Annotated in this window: 6 protein-coding genes and 2 tRNA genes; 3 read left to right on the plus strand and 5 right to left on the minus strand. The window is 44.6% G+C overall.

The window, feature by feature from the left end:
- Window positions 1-4: 4 nt before the first annotated feature.
- From R7P36_RS24705 to mutY, 5 genes are all read right to left on the minus strand, one after another.
- Window positions 5-80 (minus strand) — tRNA-Asn (locus tag R7P36_RS24705).
- 45 nt (window positions 81-125) lie between these two features.
- A tRNA-Phe gene (locus R7P36_RS24710) sits at window positions 126-201 on the minus strand.
- Window positions 202-301: 100 nt separating this feature from the next.
- On the minus strand, window positions 302-1,441 hold the full coding sequence (gene mltC / locus R7P36_RS24715) for a membrane-bound lytic murein transglycosylase MltC (protein WP_054579059.1): 1,140 nt from the start codon (window positions 1,439-1,441) through the stop codon (window positions 302-304).
- A 77-nt stretch (window positions 1,442-1,518) separates the two neighbouring features.
- A complete protein-coding gene (locus R7P36_RS24720; protein ID WP_005381002.1) occupies window positions 1,519-1,791 on the minus strand; it encodes an oxidative damage protection protein in 273 nt (90 codons plus the stop codon).
- Between the two features lie 19 nt (window positions 1,792-1,810).
- Window positions 1,811-2,887 (minus strand): A/G-specific adenine glycosylase, encoded by a 1,077-nt coding sequence (mutY, locus tag R7P36_RS24725; RefSeq protein ID WP_318122332.1) that lies wholly within the window; start codon window positions 2,885-2,887, stop codon window positions 1,811-1,813.
- 203 nt (window positions 2,888-3,090) lie between these two features.
- Between mutY and trmB the strand changes: the two genes are divergently transcribed.
- The 3 genes from trmB to glsB all read left to right on the plus strand — a co-directional run bounded on the left by trmB (window position 3,091) and on the right by glsB (window position 5,875).
- Window positions 3,091-3,810, plus strand: coding sequence for a tRNA (guanosine(46)-N7)-methyltransferase TrmB (trmB, locus tag R7P36_RS24730; RefSeq protein WP_005384506.1), 720 nt, complete (start codon window positions 3,091-3,093; stop codon window positions 3,808-3,810).
- Window positions 3,811-3,827: 17 nt separating this feature from the next.
- Window positions 3,828-4,856, plus strand: coding sequence for a TRM11 family SAM-dependent methyltransferase (locus R7P36_RS24735; protein WP_025768826.1), 1,029 nt, complete (start codon window positions 3,828-3,830; stop codon window positions 4,854-4,856).
- 98 nt (window positions 4,857-4,954) lie between these two features.
- Window positions 4,955-5,875, plus strand: a complete 921-nt coding sequence (glsB, locus tag R7P36_RS24740; RefSeq protein WP_005381007.1) for a glutaminase B — start codon at window positions 4,955-4,957, stop codon at window positions 5,873-5,875.
- Window positions 5,876-6,021: the final 146 nt, after the last annotated feature.

The raw sequence follows: 6,021 nt of genomic DNA on the forward strand, positions 1-6,021 counted from the left end.
AAATTGGCTCCTCCTGCTGGGCTCGAACCAGCGACCTGCGGATTAACAGTCCGTCGCTCTACCAACTGAGCTAAGGAGGAACTATTCTTTTTTGTGTCTTGCTTATGAAGCAAGTGCACCAAATATGGTGCCTCGAGGCGGAATCGAACCACCGACACGAGGATTTTCAATCCTCTGCTCTACCGACTGAGCTATCCGGGCAACGGAGCGCTATTAAACGGATTTTCCCGCGTTGCGTCAACCACTTTTTTTAAATAATTTCAAAAAAGTGGTTGTTCGAACGCTTTTTATTCAACTGTCACTACAAAGTTTGCTTCGAGTTAAATTCCTTTTTGAAATTTGTAACTTTTTCTAGGTAGCGACGCGCTTCTGCGTTCGGGTGTTTCTTGGTTAACGCCCAATAAACTTGGTTGGGTTGCAATGAATTAAGATCTTGCATTGCGCGTTTGCGATCACTGCGATGAAATGTGTTTAAAACTCCTCCAGTACCGCCATTGTATGCTGAAATCATGCTGTACTCGAGAGAGGTAGGGTGGCGGACTTCTCTTAAATAACGATTTTTTAAGATATAGAAATACGCAGTACCAGTATCTATGTTGTTTTCTGGATTAAACAAATATTCAGGGCTTGGTTGGCCTGAGCGCTTTTTCACAAGTTTGAACACATCTCGTCCCGCTGTTTTAGGTACAACTTGCATTAGGCCATATGCATTTGCCCAACTTACCGCGTATGGGTTGAAACTGCTCTCGGTTTTAATAATGGCGTATATCAAGTCTTCTGGAATGTCGTATTTCTTGGAAGCTCGACGCACGATATCGGCGTATTGGTAGCTGCGTGTTGAAAAGTGGTCTTCAACCATGGGAATTTCGACATAATACGCTTTCTTGAAATCTACATTTTTGGTTTTTATTTTATTTGCGATTAGGTATTCCGCAAATCGGTTTGCCCGCCAAGACCATTGAATTGGCTTATTGTCTTGGTCGACAACTTGTTTATACAGGAATGGTTGCCCCTCTAACGTGATACCTTTAGAGGAGAATAAGTCGACATGAGCGGGATCGTCTGGTGTTAATAAGGTGGTGACAATCGCGTCTTTTAGGTGTTTTTGGGGCTCGGTCGGTGATACGGTCTCTATCGTGATCATACCTTTGCGAAAGTCGACCTCGGCGCGGCTAAGGTAGTTATCGATGTACTTAACGTAATTACTTTTGCCAGCGTACTTGATTTCTTTTTTACCCCAGCGCTTTTGAATATTGCCTGAAAAGCTATTGATTAAGGCATCTAGCGCCGCAGTATCTTTTTCAAATTGTCCTGGTAGCTCAGCTAAGTTATTGGCAAAACGGTTTGTTGGCTCGTAGTTGACGTCATAAATCTTTTCGACGAATTCACGGCTACAGCCTGCCATTAAAAGTGCGGCAGCGATAAAGACAATTTTTTTCATAAGTATCAGAGTTATTGAAGGTAATAGAAAAATGACACCACAAATGGTTGTGATGTCATTGTTTAACTCAAGCGACTTTATTCGCTCGGCGGTGTGTAACCTTCGATATGAACGTCTTTTCCTTCAAAGAGGAAATTTACCATTTCTGTTTCGATCAGTTTGCGGTGTTCTGGATCCATCATGTTGAGTTTCTTCTCGTTGATCAACATGGTTTGTTTGTGTTGCCACTGAGCCCACGCTTCTTTCGAGATGTTGTCGAAAATGCGTTTACCTAGTTCACCAGGGTAAAGTTGAAAGTCTAGACCTTCGCCTTCTTTCTTTAGTCGAGCACAAAATACAGTGCGGCTCATAATGACTCCTTGTATTCAATTAACGAAGTTCGTGGGGTAGCGTTTCCAGCAATAGTTTTACTGGCGCGGCTAAACCGACTTCTTCAGGTTTAGATAAGTTATACCAAAGACCTTTGTTGCCTTCCATTATCACGTCCGGTTGCTTTGATAAATCAATCAAAATTGGCGTGATATCTAGGTGGTAATGGCTGAATGTATGACGAAAGGTAATCAGTGTTTGCTTCTGTTTGATATTGCTGGCTTGAATGCCGCGTTGATCCAGTAGCAATTCAATGTCGCTTTCTGCATCCACATGTTCGGTTTGTGGGAAGCAGAATAAGCCACCCCAAATGCCTGTTTGTGGTCTTTGCTCCAACCACACCTCATGACCATTTTCGGTGCTGTGGTGAAGCATCACGAAACGAGTTTGCTTGATTGGTTTATCTTTCTTCGGTTTTTTGCCCGGGTAGTCGAGCACATTACCTTGTTGTTTTGCCACACACAGGTCAGCAACAGGGCAGAGGCTACATTTGGGTTTGCTGCGAGTGCAGACCATTGCGCCCATGTCCATCATTGCCTGGTTATACTTATCTACATCCGTTTGTGGGGTATGCGTTTCGGCAATTTCCCACAGCTGGTTTTCAACCTTTTTTTGTCCTGGCCATCCTGCAACTGCGAAACAGCGGGATAGGGTGCGCTTCACGTTACCATCAAGAATCGCGTGTGGTTGTTTATACACAGACGATAAAATGGCGGCAGCAGTAGAGCGACCAATCCCCGGTAGGGCGTTCATTTTCTCTATATCAAGAGGAAACTCACCATTGTATGTAGAGGCGACCTCTTGTGCTGCTTTGTGAAGGTTACGGGCTCGGGCGTAATACCCTAAGCCAGTCCAAAGGTGTAGGACTTCATCTTGCTCAGCATTGGCAAGATCGATTACGGTTGGAAAGCGCTCCAAGAAACGTTGGTAATACGGAATAACCGTAGTGACCTGAGTTTGCTGAAGCATAATTTCAGACAACCAGACACTGTATGCGGTCTTATTTTGTTGCCACGGAAGATCTTTTCTTCCATATGCGTCATACCATTCTAGGATGGCACTGGCGAAAGGTGTCACGACTTGCTCTGTATTCTATTATTGGTTAGGTGCAAAATTGCACCACATAATGGACAAGAAGTACAACGGATAAACAGTAGGGATATAAAGAGGTGTCTCGTTGCTTTTGGGTTGCCATAGACCAAGAGCTCAACAAATACTTGCACCTAAGTAAATTCTTTGGATAATCCCCGCTTTGATTAATCAATGTGCAGGCAAAATCAATGAGTGAAGTAACCACTAACGAATACAACGAAGACGGAAAGCTGATCCGCAAAATCCGCAGCTTTGTACGCCGTGAAGGGCGTTTGACTAAAGGTCAAGAGAGCGCGATGAATGAATGCTGGCCTACGATGGGTATTGACTTCAAAGCTGAACTTCTCGATTGGAAAGAAGTGTTTGGCAACGATAACCCAGTAGTGCTTGAGATCGGTTTTGGTATGGGTGCTTCATTGGTTGAAATGGCAAAGAACGCGCCAGAGAAAAACTTCATCGGTATCGAAGTTCATAGCCCAGGCGTTGGTGCTTGTCTTGCCGATGCTCGCGAAGCGGGAATTACTAACCTGCGTGTAATGTGTCACGATGCGGTAGAAGTATTCGAACACATGATCCCAAATGGCAGCTTATCGACACTGCAATTGTTCTTCCCAGACCCTTGGCATAAGAAGCGTCACCACAAGCGTCGTATTGTTCAATTAGGTTTTGCGGAAATGGTGCGTGAGAAGCTTATCCCTAATGAAGGTATTTTCCACATGGCGACCGACTGGGAAAACTACGCAGAGCACATGATTGAAGTGATGAACCAAGCGCCAGGTTTCGAAAACATTGCTAAAGATGGTGATTTCGTTCCTCGTCCAGACGATCGCCCGCTAACGAAGTTTGAAGCTCGTGGTCACCGTCTTGGTCACGGTGTTTGGGATATCAAATATAAGCGTATTGCGTAACCAGAGGAGTTCATGGGATGTACCATTACGCGATATTAGCGAATCCGGGTCATAACCGAATTTACTTTGATAGCGCAATGACCATTGCCTGTTCTGAGCTAAAAGCAATTTTAGCTTCACAAGGCGTGGATGTGACAGAAATTGGTAGTAAAGACGTTGGCTTACCTGCTGCGTTGGTGTTTTCTTGTCAGGAAGCGCTAACCGATGAGCAGGCGCGAAGAATCGCAGCCTCTTCGATTTACTATGCGCTATTTGAAGTGCGCGAAGATGGTTTACTTCGACCAGTTCAAGCGCCCGTATTTAACACTTTCCCGGAAAGTATGAGCCAGATTTTGCGCTACACCGGGAAAACAAACGAGCAGTTTACCCGTTTGATGGTGAATATCGGCATTAGTGCGTCCAATACGGGAAGTGAACAACTGACCTTAATGGATCCAATGTGTGGTAAAGGTACAACCTTATTTGAAGGCTTGATCCACGGTTTGAACGTGGTAGGGGTTGAGATCAACGCCAAGTGGGTGCAAGAGATCCAGACCTTTATTGTTAAGTTCATGAAGAATGGCCGCTTTAAGCACAAAGTGAGCAAAGAAAAGCGCACTGCGGGTGGCAAGAAAGTGGCGGATGGTTTCGTGGTTGAAACTGCAGCAAATAAAGAAGATTACAACCAAGGCAATCTTCAGTTTATGAAGCTGTATTCGGCTGATACTCGTATCGCTGATCAAGTCGTGAAAAAGAACTCAGTTGATGTGATGGTGTCTGACTTGCCTTACGGCGTGCAGCACGGCAGCAAAAATGCCAAGGACAGCAAACTGAACCGTAGTCCACTAGAGCTTTTAAAAGAGGCTCTGCCTGCATGGAAAGTGGTATTGAAAAAGCAAGGTTCAGTGGTGTTGTCTTTCAATGAATTCACATTGAAATGGAAAGATGTCGCGGCATTATTTGAAGAGCAAGGTTGGAAGGTACTTTCAGAAGAGCCTTACATCGGTTATCTTCACCGTGTTGATCAATCTATCAACCGCAATATTATTGTGGCAGTAAAACCATAATCGACTTGAGTCGAACGAACCCTATGGAAAAGCCAACGACACGTTGGCTTTTTTTACCTCTGAGCTCAACGAGTTCTCTTGTAAATAGAAGGTAGAGAATGAAACCGACAGTGGAAATTTTGACAGATATTTTGGCGGAAGTACGCCCTTTAATCGGCCAAGGTAAAGTGGCTGATTACATTCCTGCTCTGGCAAAAGTACCCAGCAACAAGTTAGGTATTGCGGTATACACCAACGAAGGTGAGGTTATTAAGGCGGGTGATGCCGATGAACCTTTCTCTATCCAATCTATTTCAAAAGCATTGAGCTTGACGTTAGCGATGTGCTTGTACAAGCAAGAAGAAATTTGGTCTCGAGTGGGAAAAGAGCCTTCGGGGCAGGCATTTAATTCGCTAATCCAGCTAGAAATGGAGCAAGGTATTCCTCGTAATCCATTTATAAATGCTGGAGCGATAGTAGTGGCGGATTTGTTACAAACTCGCTTATCTGCGCCTCGTCAGCGCCTGTTGGAGTTTGTGCGTCAGCTTTCTGGTGATACCCATATTGTGTATGACAAAGTCGTTGCGGCATCCGAAATGATGCATGGTGATCGTAATGCGGCGATTGCATATCTCATGCGTTCGTTTGGCAACTTCGAAAATGAAGTGATTCCAGTACTACAAAACTACTTCCACGCTTGTGCGCTGAAGATGAGTTGCGTCGATTTGGCTAAAACGTTTAGCTATTTAGCAAACAAGGGCACATCGGTACAAACGGGTAAGCCTGTAGTTTCTCCTGTGCAAACCAAACAACTTAATGCACTGTTAGCAACGTGTGGCTTGTATGATGGCGCGGGCGAGTTTGCTTATCGCGTTGGAATGCCTGGTAAGTCTGGTGTTGGTGGTGGCATTATCGCGGTAGTACCTGGTGAAATGACCATTTCAGTATGGTCTCCAGAGCTTGATCCTTCAGGTAACTCGCTTGCTGGTACTAAGGCGCTTGAGCTGCTCTCAGAGCGAATTGGCCGTTCAATTTTCTAATATTGGAAATGTGTCAACCTTATTTAGGGTGGTACTGTTTCTAAATAAAAAGCCTCTCAATTGAGAGGCTTTTTTTGTTTTCAGCCCTAAACCACCTACTTCAGTAGGTGGTTATCATCCGTTTCGGCTTTGCCTGTAAAACTACT

The sequence above is a fragment of the Vibrio sp. 397 genome (genome assembly GCF_033339395.1).
GTDB classification, from domain to species: Bacteria; Pseudomonadota; Gammaproteobacteria; order Enterobacterales; family Vibrionaceae; genus Vibrio; species Vibrio alginolyticus.

Coding starts and splice junctions, on each gene's coding strand:
- R7P36_RS24720 (WP_005381002.1), bottom strand. CDS start 1,791: ATGAGCCGCACTGTATTTTGTGCTCGACTAAAGAAAGAAGGCGAAGGT.
- R7P36_RS24735 (WP_025768826.1), top strand. CDS start 3,828: ATGTACCATTACGCGATATTAGCGAATCCGGGTCATAACCGAATTTAC.
- mltC (WP_054579059.1), bottom strand. CDS start 1,441: ATGAAAAAAATTGTCTTTATCGCTGCCGCACTTTTAATGGCAGGCTGT.
- trmB (WP_005384506.1), top strand. CDS start 3,091: ATGAGTGAAGTAACCACTAACGAATACAACGAAGACGGAAAGCTGATC.
- glsB (WP_005381007.1), top strand. CDS start 4,955: ATGAAACCGACAGTGGAAATTTTGACAGATATTTTGGCGGAAGTACGC.